The sequence below is a fragment of the Xanthocytophaga agilis genome (assembly GCF_030068605.1).
Classification (GTDB): Bacteria; Bacteroidota; Bacteroidia; order Cytophagales; family 172606-1; genus Xanthocytophaga; species Xanthocytophaga agilis.
In genome coordinates, this window is the sequence record NZ_JASJOU010000012.1 from 54276 (window position 1) to 74935 (window position 20660).

Here is a 20660-nt window from a genome sequence, read left to right on the forward strand (position 1 = left end):
TCTGCATAAGAATGACTTCAAAGATAGCAACACCCATCCAGAATAAGAAAAAGAAAGATGTATATATGGAGAGTTGTTGTAGTAAACTGCTGGCTAGTAGTACATTATTATTGATTTATGAATTGGTAAAAAATAAGGGCCATAGTTTTAAAGCTATGACCCTTATATACATAAGTACTAACTATGTCAGAAAAATGTCATAATAAGTGTCCGGATACTTAAGCCAATAATTAAAACGCCTACCATAATCATCAATGTCCGTGTAGAGAATTTCTGGCATAGATAGGCCGCAAAAGGAGCCGCTACGCTGCCACCCAACACCAGACCAACAATAATTTGCCAGTTTCCTGCTCCAATCAATGTTACAAAGGTAATAGCTCCTGCCAATGCAATGAAAAATTCTGCAAGGTTTACAGACCCAATGGCATAGCGGGGCTGATGTCCTTTACTTAATAAAGTTGATGCGACAATAGGACCCCATCCACCGCCACCTACTGCATCCATAAATCCACCAAATAAGGCTAGAGGAGCCAGTGTTTTTTCATCACGAGGTTCTGTTTTTTTGCGGAAAGCTTTTCGAAGAACAATAACCCCCATTACCAGAAGATATACTGCAATATATGGTTTGATTACAGCACCATCAATACTAGTAAGTATATAAGCTCCAGCTATAGCTCCAATTACTCCTGGCAATACCAGACGTTTGAATAATTGTTTATTCACATTTCCCATCTTAAGATGAGACAAACCAGAAATTCCAGCTGTAAATACTTCTGCCACATGGACACTGCTACTTGCCAGAGCAGGAGGGACACCAAGTCCAAGTAAAAAAGAGGTACTACTAATTCCATAGGCCATCCCCAAAGCGCCGTCAATCATTTGTGCAAAGAAGCCTACCAATGCAAAGAAAAGTAGATCCTTTGTGAAAAGTTTAGAAGTATATGGTTTTATCAACTCCCAGGTAGTAGAGTTTAAATATAGGAATGCTCCAATACCAAGTATTACCAGCACAGATCCACCAACGATAAACAAAGTACGTTTGTTTGTCTTTTTAGCGGGTTGAACAGCTACAGTTTCTTCTGCTACAATCATAATAGTTTAGATCTGGGTAGAAGTAAATTAGAATTGGTATGCAAGATATGATTAAGTCTATGTATTTACTAGGGTTTATTTAAGTTTTTTACGTATTTGTTCTCTTTTATTCTCTAGTATGTCCTCTTGTAGAACTAATTCAGGATACTAGTAGTATATTTCTAAGGGTAAGTTTTAGACAGATAGTATTTAACTAAAAAGAAGGACTTAACAGAATGAAAAATAAAAAAATCCCTCCTCTAAAATAATAACTTGAGAAAGGATTTTAAAAGTATCATAAAAATTCCTGATCAGGAGATAAACTTTCGTTCAATAACATCAATAAAGGCTATATATTCTTCACTTTGCAGATCCCACCCTAATGAGTGGGCATACTTTACCTGAAGAAGTTTCATAGCAGTGTCCATATCTCTTGCTTGTTCCAATTCATAAATGGCTTGAGCAAAAGCAATATTATCTCCACCAAACAGGCTATTAATAAAATAGTACTTCTGATTCAGATTCAATGCATCTTTAATACTGGTAATGGGTTGGTTCTGAGCTTTTTCAATAAAAGTGCTATCCTCCTTACGTAATTTCTCATTAAGAGTAGTCATATCTTTGTTGAGGGTCTCATTGAGAGTTGTTTCTTCCATTTTCTTCTTGACAGAAAGGACAGAAACCAATGGTTTATTTGCCGCCTTTGCAAATTCTTCAATATCAACTTTTACCTCCTCTGCTTTTACTTCATGTATTACATTGAGAGCAACTGGTGGCAGTTCTGGAGTTATGACAGGCTTAGACTCAATGGGTTGATTCTCAATTGGCTTTGTTTCTGTAGATTTATTTTCAACTGATAGTGGTTCTGTTTTTGGCTCTATTTTGGGTAAAGTCTTTACTACTTTCTCTTGTGTGCCAATTGGAAGGTCATCTCCTAGTGTGTCAAAGAAAGAACCGGAAGTAGTAGCTTTCTTTTCTGGCTCTGGCTTCTTTTCGTCCTCTATTTTTTCCAGCTCAGAAACCTCAAGTGGAACCTGTGCCGAAAATTGAGCAATATATTCCTCTGGGTTATCGAGGGTAATTCCCTCTGAAGTCAGAACATCTTCCAATACAGCAATGGCTTTATCCAATGACAATACATCCGAACTTTCAACTCCAGTAGATTGTAATTGAGCAATCAAACTTTCCCAGACAGTACGGTTAATCCGTATATAACGGGTATGATCCTGTAAACGCTGTATGGTGAGTGGTTCAAAGTCAATATATTTCAGAATACTCACAAACTGGTTTCTGGGTGAAAGAAGTAATTCGATTGTAGCAGAAGATGCATCTGCTACTAACGGTTCAAATGCATCTTGTTTTACCATAATGAACCGGGAGAGAGTATTCATCAGATTTTCGAGTGCTGACTTTACCTCATCCTGAGAATAATCAAAGTAAGGACTTTGTAAACGTCCTGCTTCCTGTTTCCAGTTGGTAAATAGTTTAAAGAGAATCAGATAGTTTACCTGTGGGATATCTGTGAAGGAAACAATATCTTTTCCGGAAACACTGTCCTGCTGCGAAAAGAATGTGTCACATGTATGCTTAGCATACGCATTAGCATATCGGTTTAGAGCTGCTGGGTTGATTGTATGTATCATGATTGTTTCAAAGCTACAGGTAGTAAAGACACAGTAAATTAGGATAAATCCAATGAATGATCAAACTTAATTGTTATTTTGTTTTTTGTTTGGCCTCATTTCCAATACCTGCACATTTTTCACAGTAGAAGCTTCTAAGTTCCTCATCATCAAATACCTGGAAATTGATGCGACATTCTCCCATAAAAAGATCGCACCACTTTGCAGGCGATAACTTTTGAGAGGCTTCAATCAAAAGTTTAGTATACACTCTTTTTTGTTGATAATCCGGATGTATAAATATCAGTTTAAGGTATTGGGCATATATATCTTCATCAAAAGCAGTCTTTTTTAGATAATTATCTAATACCTGAATAGCAGGCTTAAATGCCTCCATTTCAATTAGGAAATTAGCCAGTTGTAAAGATGTATTTCGATTAGTTACTACTTCTGGTTGACTTGTATAGTAAGTATACATAAAGTCTACACCTTCTTTTACTTTTCTGTAATTGCCTGTCTGTAAGTAATAAGGCACTGTATTAATGTAGAATATCGATCTTGCCTTTTTCTCAAGGGATCTGTATTTGTTGTTGCTGGTGACCTGCTGAATAAGCTGTAGTATGTCTTTTTCCTTGTAATCCTGTCTTTTGACAAAGTCCCATTCAGATAAAATAAACGTCATTGCATAGTATTGCATTTCGCTCAGGCTATCTTTTTCTACCAAAGTAGTTTGTAAATCATTCCAGTGATTGATCCACTGTGCCTCTGACCAGTGTTGACGATTAAATTCATAATCCATGATCATTTGGTTCTGACGGAGAGAATTGTATTCTTCTGTCTTGGGATAGTGAACAGAGAATAAAGTATTTGGGGCTAATTTCCCGGCTTTACATTGACGATAGTAGAAACTTTGTAATGCGGCAGCTTGGGCTGCTGTTTTTGCTTTGTAGTATTTTTGTACATATGTCAGGGTATCTCGTACATTCAAGTGGGTCTCGAGGCGTACAGATGCACTGCGTTGTTCATCCAGGTATTTTTCCCAGACCTTTAATACTCCAGGCTTCTGTAATTCCTGTTTGATTCGTGTCTTGGACCAGCTTTTCCATTCCGGATTAGGTGACTGTGCCAATTGCTGATAAAATAACTCCCAGTTTTCACCTGTTTGTACTGTAATTGTGGTTTTATGATCTATATATTTTCTCAGGTATCCCACAATACTATCTGCTCTTGATTGATACAACTGCTTATTCATTTTGCCAATTCCTTCAATAGACGCAAAGGCGTCAATGAGTATTCGGTCTATCTGGTAGTTTTTTAATGTATCCCGAACTACTTCCATAGATGCATGGTCTGGGCTTATGCTATTTCGAGCAAACGGTATCTGAAATGAAAAGGATTTATCCTCTGAAGAAAAATCCAACGGTGTGGTAACCAGTTGAGGTGTCAGGGGTAAAGAATCTCTTAGGCTCAAATCTCCACATATATCTGTATAGTGTACTACTCCTACAATTCGTTTCTTATGTATCAGCAGGAAATTGGCCGTGACAAATTTTGAGGAATCATTCTGAGGAATTGCTCCTGCCAACACAGAAACAGCTTCTGGTTGCCATGTCGTTGTATCAATTGCTTTCTTATTTTTTGCAGAACCTGATAAACGTGCTTTACTTGCCTGTAACTGTTTAAATTCCTGTTTCTGTTTATTTAGATCACGCAATAACTCTTTTTTATAGATAGGCTTTAATATAGTCCCGTTAATAGATGATCCTGCACGTCTTCCCAGAGTTGTATAATACTCTTTACTTCCACATGTATACGATTTCTGATTGACAAGTTCTATGGCTATTCCATCTTTGCGATTTTTGAGAACATCTAGCAACTGCAGAGGTGTACTACTCCTGACAATGATTCCCTGAGATGTATAATCTAGTTGGAGTTGTAACTGATCATTCTGAAAAACTTTCCAGAATTCACTATTTGCAGTAGTTTTTGCATTCAGAGGTCTTAATTTCCAGGGTAATTTTTGTTTTTTCCCTTTTGGTAATTCAGCCTTGTTTTTGATCTTTATTGTATCTAAGGGACTTGTTTCTTTATCCTGTTGTTTCTGATAAGCAGTAAGTGTCGTTTGTTGGCTCAAATTGTTTGTTTGAGCCTTGACCAGATACTCTGGATAGGATAAATGAATGGATGTCTGTGAAATGGGAGTGGCTGGCAATTGCCCATAGCTGCAAATGACAAGGGCAGAAAGCACCAATAGCCAAGCAAATGACTTGGCGTTTTTACAGAAATTCATAGCTGGGAGTTAGAAACTCTTTAGTAAAACTGATTGAATCGTAACTTTTCGATTTTGGTCAGTGGTATACTGTAACCTGTACCACAGGTTATCTTAAAAAATGTATAGTTTTCTATCAATAGAAAACTCAGTATTTTGGAATAAACCTTTTATAAAATATTTAATGACTGTTCTTTAATCTTTTCCAGTTCATCTTTCATCTCTACGACAAAGCGCTGAATGACTGCATCATTGGCTTTAGACCCGATTGTATTGATTTCACGACCAATTTCCTGACTGATGAAATTTAATTTTTTACCTGGTGTTTCATCTTTGGCTAATACTTCCATAAAATGATCCAAATGAAGCTTTAACCGTACCTTTTCTTCACTGATATCCAGTTTCTCAATGTAATAGATCAACTCTTGCTCAAATCGATTTGGGTCAAAATGTTCATCGCTTACTACTTCTGCAATACGTTCACGAATGCGGGTTCGGATGTTTTGTAACCGTTCCGGATCATGAGTAGCTATTGCATTCAGATTCGTACTAATTTTATGGATATACTCTGTTAATTTACCTGAGAGTTCATTCCCTTCTTTAATCCGGAATTCATCACATGCCAGTGCTGCCTGTTTAAATGTTTCCTGAATCAGTGCCCAATCCTTTGCTGCATTTTCATCTGGTGCTGTATCATATATGTATGCGTCTGGAAGCTGCATAGCCAATCTGAAGATGTCATCTTCTGGAACTGCTGCCGCTATTGCTGCCTCTCTTAGTTGCTGGCAATAGGCTCTTACCAGGGGAGTATTTACAGTTACCCGGGGTTTCACTTCACCTATCACCTGAATATCAATGGATACATTCAATTTGCCTCGCTCCAGTATCTGATTCAGCAGATTTCGGATCTCAAGTTCTTTATCTGAAAAGTTTTTAGGTAATCGTAAATTTACATCTAGTGTTTTAGAATTCAGTGAGCGGATTTCTACGCTTACACTGATGTTTGTATTGGCCGCTCTGGCCAGGCCAAAGCCGGTCATTGATTTTAGCATACTCAAATAAGGTTATAAGTTTCTTCTACTCAAATGAATGAGAAGCACACAAAGTACTATTTTTTTAGACAAATATCGAACACACTTTTTTTATCTAGGAGGAGTTCTTTACAGATTCAAGGAATTTGAACGGAAAAAGATCCTTTTTATACAGATTTACAAACATATTTGGCAAGATGTAGAGTAATCAAGTGACCTTATAAGTTTGTTCTGATACACATACTATAAAACACAATAAAAGGTGATTATGGCACTTCAAGAAGCATGTTTGTGTGGTAACTTTGTGATTGTCAGATGATTTTAGGTAAATTATATGCAACAATTTTGTACTAAATATTACCTGAGTTATTGGATCGTAAACTTGAAACAATAATTCCGGATATATAAGTGCACGAAATTATACAGAATAAATACCAGAAGTTGTGTCTGGATATTGGATCTTCAGCAATGTTATGTAAGTCCCAAAGCAAAAACTTCTGAAAATTTTTGGTGGGGTTTTTTTGTTTTCTTACCTGTCATGTTGATATTTGGTATGCGACCAGTACTATTTTATAGTTAATCAATCATAAAGTTTTTCCTCAAACCACAGAAAATATACCCTCCTTCTATTATGAAAAAGGATACCCCTGCTTCACGCCGTAAATTTATCAAACAAAGTTCGCTGGCTCTGGCTGGCTTTTCTATTGTGCCTCGTCATGTCCTGGGCAAAGGATTTGTTGCCCCTTCTGATAAATTAAATATTGCAGCTGTAGGTTGTGGAGGTAAGGCGGACTTTAATATTCAGCAGGCATTTAATAATGGAACAGATAATATTGTTGCGTTATGTGATGTAGATGACCGCCAGGCTAAAAAGTATCGGGAGAAATTTCCTAAAGCTCCTTATTACAAGGATTTTCGCCAGATGTTGGTAAAAGAAAAGAAGAATATTGATGCGGTGATTGTCTCAACACCGGATCACATGCATTATCCGGTTGCTATGGCTGCTATGCAGTTGGGTAAACATGTATATGTAGAGAAGCCTTTGACACATGATATCTGGGAGGCTCGCCAGTTAACTGAGGCTGCTCAGAAATACAAAGTAGTTACCCAGATGGGTAATCAGGGAAGTAGTGGTAAAGGTACTCGCCTTACAGAGGCTATCATTCAATCGGGTGCTATCGGAGATGTGCATACAGTTGAAGTCTGGACTAACCGTCCTGTTTGGCCACAGGGAGTAAAATCTCCAAAAGACAAAGGAGAAACGCAGTCTGTACCATCAGAGGTTGACTGGAATTTATGGCTGGGAACTGCGCCATTTCGTGAATACCATGAAGCCTATATGCCATTTCGCTGGAGAGGATACTGGGATTTTGGTACGGGGTCATTAGGTGATATGGGATGTCATTTTATGGATGTGCCTTTCCGGGCACTTAAATTGGGTTATCCAACATCCGTAGAATGTTCTGTAGGACAAATCTATAGTGATTTCTTTAAGGAAGCTTTCTTTGATGATGTATGTCCACCTTCTGCCGCTATTCACTTAAAGTTTCCAAACACAGGAAAAGGATCACATAAGGAAATAAGTGTATCCTGGTATGATGGAGGAATCAGACCACGTCTTCCTGAAGGATGTGATTATGAAAAAGTGTTTGCACGTGTAGATGGAGGTATTCTTTTTATTGGGAGTCAAGGTATTCTGGCTGCTGAGTTGTTTGGTGAAAATCCAAAGTTGTTTCCATCTGAAAAATTTGCAAATTATGTCCTTCCTGACCCTAAAAGGCCATTAGTAGAAGGTGATACCAATGGACATCAACAACAATGGGTAAAAGCATGTAAAAAGGGATATGGCACTTATACCAGTTCTGCCTTTAATGAATCTGGCCCGTTGACGGAAATGGTACTCATGGGCAATCTGGCTGTTAGATCTTTCTTATACAGAACACCAAGAGAACAAGGTGGCTTTGATTTTCCTGGGCGCAAAAAGTTGCTTTGGGATGGTGCTAATATGAAGATCACCAACTTTGATGTAGCAAACCAGTTTGTTAAGCGCCAATATCGGGAGGGTTGGTCTTAGAAGATGTCAAACAGCAAATGGTCCCCAATTATAAAGAGTGCAGGATATCTGCTTCTGTATCTTTTTATCTTATGCTGGATTGCTTTTTATTCTCCCTGGCGTTTAAGCAAACATTGGTTACAGAATACACCTGAAAAATACAAGAAGGAACTAGCTGCTATTCGAAGAGAGAGAAAAAAACTAACTCAACAAGCAAATAGCAGTAATAGTAGAACTGCTTTTGTAGAGGCCATAGACAATCACATATTTCCACATTGGTATGGAACATTTTGGTCTTTTAATGGGACTACACAGGTTCCGGGACGAGGATCTATTGCCTGTGGATATTTCGTTACTACTGTTTTGCGTGATGCAGGATTAGAAATCAATCGTAGTGCACTAGCACAGATGCCTTCTGAACAAATGATTAAGGCCCTGATAAGTGAAGAACATATCAAACGATTTAGTAACAAATCGCTGGAGGAATTTATCGCACAGATTGAGAAAACCGGAAAGGGTTTATATATAGTAGGTTTGGACAACCATACAGGTTTTCTTGTCAATGAAGGTAACGGTGTCTATTTTGTCCATGCCAGTGGAGCCTATCCATTTTGCGTGATTCGTGAAAAGGCCAGCAGTGCATCTATCTTAAGAAAATCTAAGTATAGAATTATCGGTAGAATCAGTGAAGATAAATCGGTACTTAGAAGTTGGTTGAAAGTATGATTATAGTAGAGTACAAAAAGAAAAACCCCGCGCATCATTTAGCAGGGTTTTTCTTTTTATTGTTGATTCACAGAATAAGTATTATTCTGAATGTTTATGTCTGGTATTTCCGGACTACCAAGATCAATCTTCTGGATAGACTTTGTATATTTTTTTGTAATGGCAAACTCTCTTACTCCACTTTGCCATACACGAGCTGTCTCATGATGTGTATCAGTTGTTCCATCTGTGAACGTAACAGTTAAGGTGATCGAAACAGGTAGTATACCATTGCGTCCAATGATGATTTTAGTGGTTTTTCCTGTTTCTACTTTCTTTATGCTTAGATCGCTATATCCTCTCTCAAAGAACCAAGGCTTCCAGAACCAGGTTAGATCTTCTTTGGTTGCATTATTGAATGTATAGAAAAAGTCATATGGAGAAGGGTGCTTACCATTCCAGCGATTCATATACTCATTCAATACTTGTTTAAATTTATCCTTACCTAAAAGATCCTGCAATGTTGCATATGCTACAGCTGGGCGGAAATAGGAGGCAAAGCCGTAAGAGAGTTGGTTTTCCAGAATAGTGCTAGGCATCATCATTGGCATTTCCATCTCACGTCCATTAACGCTGGAAAGATACAATGCATTGTACTGTTGTGGATAAAATGTATTGGCACCAATCTGGAAAGGAATTCCATTAGGTAAGAATTGTGCCCAACCTTCATCCATCCAGGCATATTTACGTTCATTAATACCCATATAAAATGGGAAGTAAGTATGTGCAATCTCATGTGCCACTACTTCTGCCGCTTCTTCCATTGGATAAGAGGCATCATTAACAAACATCGGGAACTCCATACCTCCTGAACCATTAAAGATTGTCAGGTTTGGATACGGATAGGGTACACCTGGCATCTGTGTAGACAAATACTCAACAGATTGTTTGGAGAACTTAGCTATTTCATAAAAATCCTTGGAGGCAGGATCATATACAGCACTAATGGCAGTCCGTCTGTTGGGTTCCGCTATTGCACTAGTAGCATCCCATAGATAGCGGTTGCTGGCTGCAAAAACAAAATCAGGTACATTTTCTGCCTTGAAGTGGTAATGAAGCTGAGCCTTATTTTGGGTAATGGATTTTTTCTGTAAATCTTCAGATGTGATAATATGCGTAATCTCATCCGATTTCTTAGAGTTAATATATCGGGTTAAGTAGGTTTGAGTCAACGATTCGTCTGGATTCTGCCATACACCAGTACCCCATACTATAAAGTTCTGAGGAACCTTTACTGTCACATCAAACGTAGAGAAATCATTGTAGAACTCTGTTTGCCCTTTATATTCAAGGCGGTCCCATCCATCTACATCGTCATATACAGCAACCTGAGGATACCAGTATGCGACCATAAATGTATTATCTCCATAAGTGCCTTCCCGGATATGAGTTTTGGCCGGAATCGTATATGTCCAGTTGATAGCTAATTTCAGGCTGGTTTTAGGATATAGAGGTTGACTGAGTTTTACAAACAAATTGGTTGTGCTATATCGTACCTGAGCACCTCTGCCTTGACCAGGCTTAGTTTCTACTGAACGATTATTTACCTGCAATGAACTGATAGTAACTCCATCTGTGACATCGCCTGGATCTACATCTTCACCTCTGGCCGCCCCTTTCTTGAATAAATTAGGATATAACCGAATCACTACCTGACTTAGGGTATCATTGCTATTATTAAAATAGGTAATGGTTTCACTACCTTTGATTTCGCGCGTTGCAGGCACAAGTTCTACCTGAATGGCGTATTCTGATTTGTTTTGCCAGTAGTTGGGCCCTGGCTTTCCATCTGTACTGCGTGTCCCCTTAGCGTAGGCGTTCTGAAATTCCAGTGGAACATACAGATCTTCTACATGCTGGGCAATACCCTGTCCTGTAAAAATAACAGACTGAAGAACTGTAAGCAGTGTAAAAAAGGATTTCTTCATGAATGGTTAAATGAAAATTAGAAGGTTTCTAGTAATAGATTTTGCTTTAATGCTTTTCTGCATCCAGAAATGTACTATAAAAACGAACAAAAGTCATGCTGGTTTGTGCAATCTCCAAATTTTTATCAAATTGATTACATAGAATCATTTTAACAGAAAGAAATTGGCCTTCATTAGCAGAAAGAAAAATATTTATCCGATCAATCAGGATTTACGAAAGTACCTTATCAAGTATGGGCGTGAAATCAAGCTACCAATTCACTATGATGACATAGCTCAGTTTGACAATGCGATAACTTTATATGATAAAGAAGGGAAAGATACCCTCTGGGAAACAGTTTTTTATCCACCTCATCGCATTGATGAAATCTATCGTGGTCTTAAAGTAATGTATGTTGAGTTGAAGATAGGAGGGGACTTATCTGTAGCCCGGCATCTCACAGTAGATCGGGTAGACCTATGTGTATATGCCAATACCCGTCCTTTTCGAGTACGGATTGTCAATACGCTAAATGATAACTTCGACTATTTTTATATAAAACGGGCAGATGCTTCACGAATTTATGGCCTTGAACTGGAACATATTTTATCTCCTAACCGCATCAGCTATATCAGCAGTGGTGATACTGTTGTAGAAGAACATATAGCAGGAGTACCTGGCAATCAGTTTATTAAGAATCATCTTAAAGATAAGCACCTGAATAGTATACGTCTGGTGAAAGAATTTGTCAAGTTTAATGAACGTTGTTTTGTTCGATTACTGGGAGATATGCACAGTAGCAATTTTGTAATCATTGCTACTCAGGATTTTGATGAGATTCATTATCGCATTCGTGCCATTGACTTTGACCAGCAAAGTTATGAAGGTAAAAAAACAGTATTTCTCCCTCAATATTTTAAGCAAAACAATCCTATTATTGAACTAGGTTATTCAAGGCTTTCACCTGAAAGTGTACATCAGTATCAATCAGAAGAAAAGTCCATGATTGCTAGTCGTTTGAATACTACAGGAAATCGCATTTTTGCTTTAACAGATGTAATGGCAGATGATGATATTGCCCCTTTTGAAAATGTAATGCATTTACGCAATCAATTAGCAAATCATTATGAAAACAGTGTTTTCTATGGATGTGAGAGCATGGGTGATATTGTAAAAGAAAGTTTGCGGTTAGTGCTGCGAGAGGTGGAGGAGTATCACCGGAATATTAGATGATACATATATCGTATATATTAAAGTTTGTTAACCTAAACTATATGCATGAATTTTTTTGCAGTTAATTCCACACAAGCAGCATGCCTGCGATTAATTCTGTTCAAAACAATTTCTTACAGTTAATTGTATGCATCAGCAAATTTGCAGTTTACCTTATGTAAAACTTTTTTGACTCAATAACTTGTAGAATCCCTTTTCAGTTTATCATAATATATGGTTTAGTTCAAGCAAACTGATACATATAAGTATGCGCATGAGAATGAATCCAGCAATGTCTTGTTTAAAAAATGCTCATCCTTTCGGATGAGCATTTTTTAAACAAGTTATAAAATTGAGATTATTCTGTAATTCTGAAGATCCAGGCGTTTTCATATCCTTTCTCTGTACGGATCTGTCGTACACGTTCTCTGACTTCTTCCAGATTATTACCCACATAGATATATACATAATGGAATTGTCTATTGGAGTTAAATCCTATCTTAGCATCATGACCTGATGCAATGACAGTGGCCATATATTTTCTGGCATTTTGTTCATAACGGAAAGCCCCTACAATCAAGTAGTTGCCTATTTCCATTTCCAGCGGATTCGGTGGCGGTGCCAACATTTTACGAACAATCTCTATACGGATAGATGTATCGATCTTAGGTGGAGTTACCCGAATAGTCCGATTGTTCAACTGTGTAAAGGCTGGTAAAGTGCGAATAGGTTGCTCCTGTTTTTTACCCAAATGGATGCCAAACTGTATTTCATGGGCAGGGTTGCCGTAGTTGCTTACATTGTTATTGGCAAGTTTGTAAGCATACCCAAAGCTAACTTTATTGAATGCCTTGAAGCCAGCCATAAAAAACATTCCATAATCCTGGCGATAAGCACCTCCTACCCAATATCCATCTTTGTAATTAACAACCGCATTGACTTCAAAAAATGGATCTTTCTGGTATTCATATTTCCGATACAATACCATCGGATGAATAACTACATCCGGTGTAGCGTTGATACGATAAGCTGCACTTAGCGTGTAATTTTCCAATGGTTTAAAGGTCCGTTGTAAACGCTGTCCATCACTTCCAACCGTTGAATAGGGGGCAAGGCGTGGCAATGAAAGACCCAGTTGAAGATTTTTATACTGGTAAATAGCACCAATTCTCACATCTGCCCGATAGGTTTTATTCATAGCTGCTAATATAGGATCTGCCAGTTCATCAGGAGTTAAATCAGCTGTATAGATCGAATTGTAGAAAAATCCGCCCGAGATCCCTACTTGTAAAAAGCTCTCCTTGCCAAAGTCCAGACGACGGGCAAACGTGATATATGCATTGGTGGTTTGTTGTACGCCTTGCCGGAAGTAGGAGATATTCGTACCAAAAGCATACTGCCGCTGACGGAAAGGTGTATGAAAAGCAAAAGAGGCGTGTGCTGGTGGTGTCTCGATATGTCCGATTTGCTGACGATGAAAGCTGAGAAAGATAACAGGATAGCCATTCATCCCAGCCGCTGCCCCATTTTCCAGATACATATTACTGAATGAATGGACATAAGGGGGCATATTTTGCGCCTGGACGGAATAACTTAATCCAAGAAAAAGAAATAAGATGTATATTTTTTTCATATAGGTTGTGGTGAGTCTGATTGTGTCGTTTTATTGAAGAAGAGAGAAACTACCTGTACGGTACTCCTTCTGATTTTCGTCCTTGATTACATAGTAATAAGCTCCATAACCAGCCCCTTGTCCATCCCAGACTTCGTCAGATGTAAAGTTTGTTTTTTCGACCAGCTTTTTACCTTTTGAATCCATAACAATCACAGTATAATTCGGACGAGTACTTATATATTGTATATCCCATGTATCATTAAATCCATCTCCATTGGGAGTAAATATTTTCTTAGGTACTAAAACATAAGCGCCTGAAGGATTAGTAGTTACCCGAACCTCTACAATAGCAGTTGCTGATTCTCCATCACTGTTTGTGCCTGTAAGAGAAAATTTATAAGTGCCTTCCTTTAGATTGGATATATGAACTGTGAGAGAATCTGCATTTTCAAGTGTTGCTTCTGAGGGACCTGAAACCTGTTCCCATTTTAGAGTTACTACATCTAAACTCACAGATCCTTTTATTTCCGTTTCTGTTTCACCTATAAGCGGTACTATCGAGTCTACAATTACTGTGGGAGCCTGAAATGTGTAACCAACTGTTTTGTAAACTTTGGTTAAGACAGGAGAACTTGCTGATAAAGGTTGTGTTTCTGCTATGCAGAAAAGTACTCCTCCCAGCACGAAAAGAAATTGATTCATAGTAAATGGATAAATAGAAAATTCAAAAATAGGTGGTATTTTGTATTTTTACCTGATATGCTCCTATCCATAAAATTGATAGGAACACAGTACAGTGTTAACAGATATATAATAAAACGATGATTATCAGATAAGTAGTCTTATACGGGTCAGTAAAATTTATGGATACATTTATTCACAACTATTTTACTGAGTCTTTATAAATTGACTACAAGTCCGTTAAATATAGAACTTGAAACCAATTACAGTGTGCAAAATCTATTCCTCTATAAGTAGCATTCATCCAATTCATTCAGATATAAAAAATACTACAGATGCTTACAGTTCGCTACATTGATAATGAGGAAGAATTATTACAAGAGGCCTTTACAATCAGAGAGACAGTATTTGTAAAAGAGCAACATGTTTCTAAAGAAGAAGAATATGACGAGTTTGAAGCAAGCTCACGCCATTTTCTGGCTTATTATGAAGGCAATCCTTGTGGAACAGCCAGATGGCGTTACACAGAGAAAGGCATAAAGCTGGAGCGATTTGCCGTATTGGCAGAGTTTCGTAGTAAAAAAGTAGGCTCTGCCTTGCTTCAGGCTCTTTTAAAAGATGTTGCTGCACAAAATGATACTGCAGGAAAGCTCATTTATCTTCATGCTCAGGTAACTGCTATGCCATTCTATACACATTTCGGATTTTCTCCGGTAGGGGAGATGTTCGAAGAATGTAACATCCAGCACTATAAAATGATTAAAACAACTATATAAATTGCATGAGGTATCATATAGAGGCGTATTACTATATGTGAGTACAACTTAACAGCTATTTTGATAGTGTATCTCTTCTATTAAAATGTTTATAGAGATTCAACCATTTGATTTTTTATTTAAAAATCAAATGGTTGAATACTTTTATAGCCTATTTTTCTTTCTTCATTCAAAGGTTTTTACTAAAGAAACGACCTTTCTTACATCTGGTTACTTTTCTATTATTTCTACATTAATTATAAAAACAGTAACTTTTCCAGCCAAAAGTGATAGATTATTTATCAGATAATCAATTGTTTATTAAAAACAGAAATAACTAACTCTCATTGCTACTACCGTTTTCTAACTAACAGAAAAACAATGGCAAAAACATAAAAAGCGAAAGCATTTGTCACTATTACTAAACTTTACACACGCTTATGGAATACATTACACTCTTTCTTCTGGTTTTTGTAGTTCTTTTTATTTTTAGTGGATTTGTTACCGTGCGACAAGGTACTGTTGCAGTTATCACCATGTTTGGAAAGTACCGTCGTATTATGCTACCTGGTCTTAACTTTAAAATTCCTTTTCTGGAAGCAGTTTTTAAGCGGATATCTATTCAGAACCGTTCAGTTGAACTAGACTTTCAAGCTGTTACTTCCGATCAGGCAAACGTTAATTTTAAGGCTATGCTTGTATATGCTGTTTTAAATCAGCAGGAAGAAACAATCAAAAATGTAGCATTCAAATTTATGGATGAACGTAGTTTCATGCAGGCATTGATACGCACTATTGAAGGTTCGATCCGTAGTTTCGTGGCAACCAAAAAGCAGGCAGAGATTCTGTCTTTGCGTACGGAGATCGTTCATCACGTAAAAGATCAGCTGGATAATACATTGGAAGACTGGGGATATCACCTGATGGACCTGCAATTGAATGATATTACTTTTGATGATGCTATTATGCGTTCCATGGCTCAGGTTGTTGCTTCAAACAACTTACGTGCTGCTGCTGAAAACGAAGGCCAGGCTTTATTGATTACTAAGACCAAAGCTGCTGAAGCAGAAGGTAATGCTATCAAAATTGCTGCAGAAGCAGAGAAGATCGCGGCTCAGCTACGTGGACAAGGTGTAGCTTTGTTCCGTGAAGAAGTAGCGAAAGGTATGGCAAGTGCAGCAAAGGAGATGCAGGAGGCTGAGCTGGATGCCTCTTTTATTCTTTTCTCTATGTGGACTGAATCTGTGAAAAACTTTGCAGAACAAGGAAAAGGCAACGTAATCTTCCTGGATGGATCAACTGAAGGTATGGAAAAGACAATGAAGCAGCTTATGGCTATCAGTAAACAATCAACAATTATTAATCCTCCTTCAGGACGATAAAAAATAAAGATATTAAGACAGTGCAACAGCCCGGTTACAGCCGGGCTGTTTTTTTAACAGAATGTTAACATTTTTGTGTATCTGAAGTAATGTGTCTGTTGTAAATTTGATTCCTTTATCTGTTAAGACCTATCTATTAAATCTCTGAGATAAAATGACTACTGCAACGACACCAATTTCCCGAAGAAATTTTCTACAAAGTACAAGTGTTGCAAGTTTAGGATTTCTGGGATTGCACAGGTATGTATCATTTGAACGTAAGATAGCTCCGCCTGTGGGATATGGAGAGTTGATGCCCGACCCCAAAGGGATTTTGAAGTTACCAAAAGGGTTTTCCTATACTATTATTTCTAAGCAAGGAGACCTTATGACTGATGGTTTGTTAGTACCAGGTAAAGGTGATGGTATGGCCACTTTCCGTATTGATAAAGATCGGACTTTACTAATCCGTAATCATGAAATCAGTCCGGGAGATGCCAATGAGGGTGCTTTTGGCAAATCATATGAATTTCTTCAAAAGGTAGTAAAAGATAAATTTTATGATTTTGGAAAAGGTGAACAGCCTTCTTTGGGGGGGACAACTACCCTAGTATATAATCATCGTACCCAAACTGTTGAAACACAATATCTAAGCCTTGCAGGTACAAACCGGAACTGTGCTGGTGGACGCACCCCCTGGAAAAGCTGGCTTACCTGTGAAGAAGATGTAACCCGGATTGGCGGAGTGGTTGAAAAAGACCATGGATATATTTTTGAAGTCCCGGCAACTACGAAGATACAACTTGCAGAGCCTGTTCCCTTAAAAGCGATGGGACGGTTTAACCATGAGGCTGTATGTATTGATCCAGAAACGGGTATTGTATATCTGACTGAGGATGATTCTGCTGGTTTGATTTACCGTTTTATCCCCAATCGTAAAGAGAAGTTGATTCATGGAGGCAAGCTGCAGGCCTTGGTAATTCGTGACCAGAGAAGTGCCGATACCCGAAACTGGCAAACATTAACAACACCAGTATTTCCCATGAGCAAACAGATTGAAGTAGAATGGATAGATCTGGATAACATAGAGTCTCCTGATAACGACCTTCGTTTGCGCGGATTTGAGAAAGGTGCTGCCCGGTTTGCCAGAGGAGAAGGTATATGGTTTGGTGATAATGAACTCTATTTTGCCTGTACCAATGGCGGAAAGATTGCCAAAGGACAAATATTTCGGTATGTACCCAGCCCATATGAAGGTACTACACGTGAAAAAGAAATGCCTGGTAAACTAGAGTTATTTGTAGAGCCCAATAATACAGATGTAATCAAAAGCTGTGATAACCTAACCATAGCTCCCTGGGGAGATCTGATTGTATGCGAGGATGATTCACATCCATTTGTTGTAGGAATAACTCCAAGAGGAGAGTTCTATAAACTGGCAGAGAACACTGGCTATCCTTCGGAATTTGCAGGGGGTGTTTTTTCGCCTGATGGAAGTACCTACTTTGTCAATATTCAGCACGTTGGCCTGACGCTGGCTATTACAGGGCCCTGGCATGTATAACTAACCTTAGTAGTTATAATAAGTTGGCCTACACGGTTGGTTATCAGAGATCTACGAAGATGTATTTTATAGGCCGAAATTCTATGTCCACCAGAGTATAAATTAATTCTTTCCTATTCTATGATTTCTCCTAACAACCTCTAACTTTAGGTTCTATACAGGCAGGAGACATCCTATTCTCAGACATTTGAATGCAGGAGTATAGGTAGATATATAATAAATGGTATACACAAAATTGTTTATTATAACGCTAGTAGTATCCTCTCTCTTATCTGATGGGTGTTTCTTCTTCTCTGCTCTCATTTCTTAAACCCACTTAACAGGTTCTCTTATGGCTAAATCAAAAAAAGAGAAGAAGATTTTTGTATTGGATACATCTGTTATCCTATATGACCATAATGCTGTGAAAAATTTTCAGGAGCATGACGTGGCCATACCTATTACAGTGCTGGAGGAATTGGATAATTTTAAAAAAGGGAATGATACCAAGAATTTTGAAGCCAGAGAGTTTATTCGTTTTATTGATAAAATCTCTGGTGAAAACAAGCTTCAGGACTGGATTCCGTTGGAAGGTACTGCCAAAGGAAAGTTTAAAGTTCAGATGAATACCCGAAGTGTATTGGATGCGGAAGTTGTCTTTGATGAGAAAAAAGCAGACCATCGCATTTTAAATGCGGCGTTGGCATTGCAGGAAGAACTGCCTGATAGTAAGGTAATAATGGTGACAAAAGACATTAACCTACGCCTGAAAGCAAAAGCACTGAATCTTCCGGCAGAAGATTATGAAACTGGAAAAATTAAAAATGTAGATAGCCTATATACAGGGAAGACAGTTCTGACAGATGTTCCTTCAGAAGTAATCACCAAACTACATGAGGAAGGCTCTTGTGAGTTGAACGAAGTTATTAAAAGAGGAAAGCCAAGAAAGAATCATTTCTTTATTTTAAAAAGTGAACGAAATTCAGTTCTTGCCTGCTATAACCCACTGGAGGAAACCATTGACAAAGTCGAAAAACGGGAGGTATATGGTATTAGACCCCGCAATGCAGAGCAAACTTTTGCTATTGATGCCATATTAAATCGGGATATCAAGCTATTGACTATTCAAGGTGTGGCTGGGACCGGTAAAACCCTTCTGGCACTGGCAAGTGCACTGGAAATGCGTAAGCACTATCGTCAGATATTTTTGGCTCGTCCTATTGTTCCATTAAGCAATAAGGATATTGGGTATTTACCAGGAGATGTTAAGTCTAAGCTGAATCCTTATATGGAACCTCTTTGGGATAATCTGAAATTTATTCAGAGTCAGTTTGAAGAAGGGGATCGTTACTGGAATCAGATTCAGGAAATGCTCCAGAAGGAAACTCTGCAAATCATGCCTTTAGCTTACATTCGTGGACGAAGTCTCTCAAATGTAATCTTTATTGTTGATGAGGCACAAAACCTGACTCCACATGAGGTAAAAACAATCATTACCCGCGCAGGCGAAAACACAAAGATTGTATTTACAGGTGATGTCTATCAGATAGATACTCCGTATCTGGATACACAAAGTAATGGCTTAAGTTATCTGATAGATCGTGTTAAGGATCATAAGTTGTATGCACACATTACTCTCGAACGGGGAGAACGATCTGAACTGGCTAATCTTGCCAATGAGTTGCTTTGATAGCAATACATTGAAGACCATAAAAAACGACCTCATCACTAAATTTGGATGGGGTTTTATTATTTTTGGGCTGGTCTATTTTGTTTATGTCTATGAGATTAGTGCATCATCCTGTATTGTGTAATTATTATCTGACCTATCGATGCAATGCTTCCTGTAGTTTTTGTGATATCTGGGAGCGTCCTTCTCCATATGCTACAACAGAAAATGTCTACAAAAATCTAAACGCATTAAAGCGTCTGGGAGTAAAAGTAATTGATTTTACAGGCGGCGAACCATTGTTACATCGTCAGTTAGATGAATTTCTCAGGATGGCAAAGGCAATGGGATTTATTACTACGGTTACCACCAATGGCTTGCTTTACCCCAAACAAGCAGAAAAGTTAAAAGGGCTAATAGACATGCTGCACTTTTCTCTGGATTCACCTATTCGTGAAGAACATGACGCATCCCGAGGCGTAAAGTGTTTTGACTTTGTGATGGAGTCTATTCAAATCGCTAAACGATTGGATCAAAAGCCAGATATTCTCTTTACTGTATTTGAACATAACATTCATCAGATTGAATCTGTCTGGAGAGACATCTGTTTGCCCAATGATCTTGTTTTGATTCTGAATCCTGTTTTTGAGTATAATAATGTAGCAACGGGACAGACTCTATCCGATCAGACATTGGCTTCTTTAAGTCATTGGGGTAAGCAAAAGAATATATACCTTAATGATGCCTTCATTCAATTGCGTAAAGATGGTGGAAATCATGTAGATAATCCGGTATGTTTAGCTGGAAGCACTACTATTGTGATTTCTCCGGAGAATCAGTTGATGTTACCTTGTTATCATCTGGGTATTGAATCTGTTCCAATAGAAAATAATCTGTATGAACTGTATCATTCTGAGAAGGTACAAAAACTCATTGCTTTAGAAGGCAGGTTGCCTGGTTGTGAGGGTTGTACAATCAATTGTTATATGCAACCATCTTTTGCTGTTGAGATCAATAAATATTGGTGGAAAGCTCTTCCAAGTACTCTTAAATACAATCGTATGAAAGGGACATGGAAAGAATTGATACGCTTCTAAAAGTAAAA

At 38.0% G+C, this 20660-nt stretch carries 15 protein-coding genes; 8 read left to right on the forward strand and 7 right to left on the reverse strand.

Going from position 1 to position 20660, the window contains the following annotated elements:
* Positions 1-186 precede the first annotated feature (186 nt).
* From QNI22_RS27760 to QNI22_RS27775, 4 genes are all read right to left on the reverse strand, one after another.
* Positions 187-1092 carry a sulfite exporter TauE/SafE family protein gene (locus QNI22_RS27760; protein WP_314515870.1) on the reverse strand — a complete coding sequence of 302 codons (906 nt, stop codon included), beginning with the start codon at positions 1090-1092 and terminating at the stop codon, positions 187-189.
* Between the two features lie 290 nt (positions 1093-1382).
* Positions 1383-2714 carry a hypothetical protein gene (locus QNI22_RS27765; RefSeq protein WP_314515872.1) on the reverse strand — a complete coding sequence of 444 codons (1332 nt, stop codon included), beginning with the start codon at positions 2712-2714 and terminating at the stop codon, positions 1383-1385.
* A gap of 73 nt (positions 2715-2787) precedes the next feature.
* Positions 2788-4983, reverse strand: a complete 2196-nt coding sequence (locus tag QNI22_RS27770) for a hypothetical protein (RefSeq protein WP_314515875.1) — start codon at positions 4981-4983, stop codon at positions 2788-2790.
* Between the two features lie 149 nt (positions 4984-5132).
* A complete protein-coding gene (locus tag QNI22_RS27775; protein WP_314515878.1) occupies positions 5133-6014 on the reverse strand; it encodes a YicC/YloC family endoribonuclease in 882 nt (293 codons plus the stop codon).
* Positions 6015-6624: 610 nt separating this feature from the next.
* On the opposite strand from QNI22_RS27775, the gene QNI22_RS27780 reads away from it, so the two are divergent.
* Together QNI22_RS27780 and QNI22_RS27785 are read left to right on the forward strand one after the other, a co-directional pair.
* A complete protein-coding gene (locus QNI22_RS27780; protein ID WP_314515880.1) occupies positions 6625-8067 on the forward strand; it encodes a Gfo/Idh/MocA family protein in 1443 nt (480 codons plus the stop codon).
* A 3-nt stretch (positions 8068-8070) separates the two neighbouring features.
* On the forward strand, positions 8071-8772 hold the full coding sequence (locus QNI22_RS27785; protein WP_314515882.1) for a hypothetical protein: 702 nt from the start codon (positions 8071-8073) through the stop codon (positions 8770-8772).
* 56 nt (positions 8773-8828) lie between these two features.
* Here the strand turns inward: QNI22_RS27785 and QNI22_RS27790 are convergent, their stop codons facing one another.
* Positions 8829-10739, reverse strand: coding sequence for a M1 family metallopeptidase (locus tag QNI22_RS27790; RefSeq protein ID WP_314515883.1), 1911 nt, complete (start codon positions 10737-10739; stop codon positions 8829-8831).
* 163 nt (positions 10740-10902) lie between these two features.
* On the opposite strand from QNI22_RS27790, the gene QNI22_RS27795 reads away from it, so the two are divergent.
* Positions 10903-11952, forward strand: coding sequence for a hypothetical protein (locus tag QNI22_RS27795; RefSeq protein WP_314515886.1), 1050 nt, complete (start codon positions 10903-10905; stop codon positions 11950-11952).
* Positions 11953-12289: 337 nt separating this feature from the next.
* Here QNI22_RS27795 and QNI22_RS27800 read toward each other — a convergent pair whose 3' ends face one another.
* Both QNI22_RS27800 and QNI22_RS27805 read right to left on the reverse strand, forming a co-directional pair.
* Complete coding sequence (locus QNI22_RS27800; RefSeq protein ID WP_314515888.1) at positions 12290-13564, reverse strand: PorP/SprF family type IX secretion system membrane protein; 1275 nt, start codon at positions 13562-13564, stop codon at positions 12290-12292.
* 30 nt (positions 13565-13594) lie between these two features.
* A complete protein-coding gene (locus tag QNI22_RS27805; protein WP_314515891.1) occupies positions 13595-14248 on the reverse strand; it encodes a T9SS type B sorting domain-containing protein in 654 nt (217 codons plus the stop codon).
* 314 nt (positions 14249-14562) lie between these two features.
* On the opposite strand from QNI22_RS27805, the gene QNI22_RS27810 reads away from it, so the two are divergent.
* From QNI22_RS27810 to QNI22_RS27830, 5 genes are all read left to right on the forward strand, one after another.
* The gene (locus QNI22_RS27810; RefSeq protein WP_314515893.1) at positions 14563-15003 is read left to right on the forward strand and encodes a GNAT family N-acetyltransferase; all 441 of its coding nucleotides are present in this window, start codon (positions 14563-14565) and stop codon (positions 15001-15003) included.
* Positions 15004-15422: 419 nt separating this feature from the next.
* Complete coding sequence (locus tag QNI22_RS27815; RefSeq protein WP_314515896.1) at positions 15423-16364, forward strand: SPFH domain-containing protein; 942 nt, start codon at positions 15423-15425, stop codon at positions 16362-16364.
* A gap of 154 nt (positions 16365-16518) precedes the next feature.
* Positions 16519-17907 carry an alkaline phosphatase PhoX gene (locus QNI22_RS27820; RefSeq protein WP_314515899.1) on the forward strand — a complete coding sequence of 463 codons (1389 nt, stop codon included), beginning with the start codon at positions 16519-16521 and terminating at the stop codon, positions 17905-17907.
* Positions 17908-18238: 331 nt separating this feature from the next.
* Positions 18239-19576 (forward strand): PhoH family protein, encoded by a 1338-nt coding sequence (locus tag QNI22_RS27825; RefSeq protein ID WP_314515900.1) that lies wholly within the window; start codon positions 18239-18241, stop codon positions 19574-19576.
* A 92-nt stretch (positions 19577-19668) separates the two neighbouring features.
* Positions 19669-20652 (forward strand): radical SAM protein, encoded by a 984-nt coding sequence (locus QNI22_RS27830; protein WP_314515901.1) that lies wholly within the window; start codon positions 19669-19671, stop codon positions 20650-20652.
* The last annotated feature ends 8 nt before the right edge of the window (positions 20653-20660 follow it).

Coding starts and splice junctions, on each gene's coding strand:
- QNI22_RS27760 (WP_314515870.1), bottom strand. CDS start 1,092: ATGATTGTAGCAGAAGAAACTGTAGCTGTTCAACCCGCTAAAAAGACA.
- QNI22_RS27765 (WP_314515872.1), bottom strand. CDS start 2,714: ATGATACATACAATCAACCCAGCAGCTCTAAACCGATATGCTAATGCG.
- QNI22_RS27770 (WP_314515875.1), bottom strand. CDS start 4,983: ATGAATTTCTGTAAAAACGCCAAGTCATTTGCTTGGCTATTGGTGCTT.
- QNI22_RS27775 (WP_314515878.1), bottom strand. CDS start 6,014: ATGCTAAAATCAATGACCGGCTTTGGCCTGGCCAGAGCGGCCAATACA.
- QNI22_RS27780 (WP_314515880.1), top strand. CDS start 6,625: ATGAAAAAGGATACCCCTGCTTCACGCCGTAAATTTATCAAACAAAGT.
- QNI22_RS27785 (WP_314515882.1), top strand. CDS start 8,071: ATGTCAAACAGCAAATGGTCCCCAATTATAAAGAGTGCAGGATATCTG.
- QNI22_RS27790 (WP_314515883.1), bottom strand. CDS start 10,739: ATGAAGAAATCCTTTTTTACACTGCTTACAGTTCTTCAGTCTGTTATT.
- QNI22_RS27800 (WP_314515888.1), bottom strand. CDS start 13,564: ATGAAAAAAATATACATCTTATTTCTTTTTCTTGGATTAAGTTATTCC.
- QNI22_RS27805 (WP_314515891.1), bottom strand. CDS start 14,248: ATGAATCAATTTCTTTTCGTGCTGGGAGGAGTACTTTTCTGCATAGCA.
- QNI22_RS27810 (WP_314515893.1), top strand. CDS start 14,563: ATGCTTACAGTTCGCTACATTGATAATGAGGAAGAATTATTACAAGAG.
- QNI22_RS27815 (WP_314515896.1), top strand. CDS start 15,423: ATGGAATACATTACACTCTTTCTTCTGGTTTTTGTAGTTCTTTTTATT.
- QNI22_RS27820 (WP_314515899.1), top strand. CDS start 16,519: ATGACTACTGCAACGACACCAATTTCCCGAAGAAATTTTCTACAAAGT.
- QNI22_RS27825 (WP_314515900.1), top strand. CDS start 18,239: ATGGCTAAATCAAAAAAAGAGAAGAAGATTTTTGTATTGGATACATCT.
- QNI22_RS27830 (WP_314515901.1), top strand. CDS start 19,669: ATGAGATTAGTGCATCATCCTGTATTGTGTAATTATTATCTGACCTAT.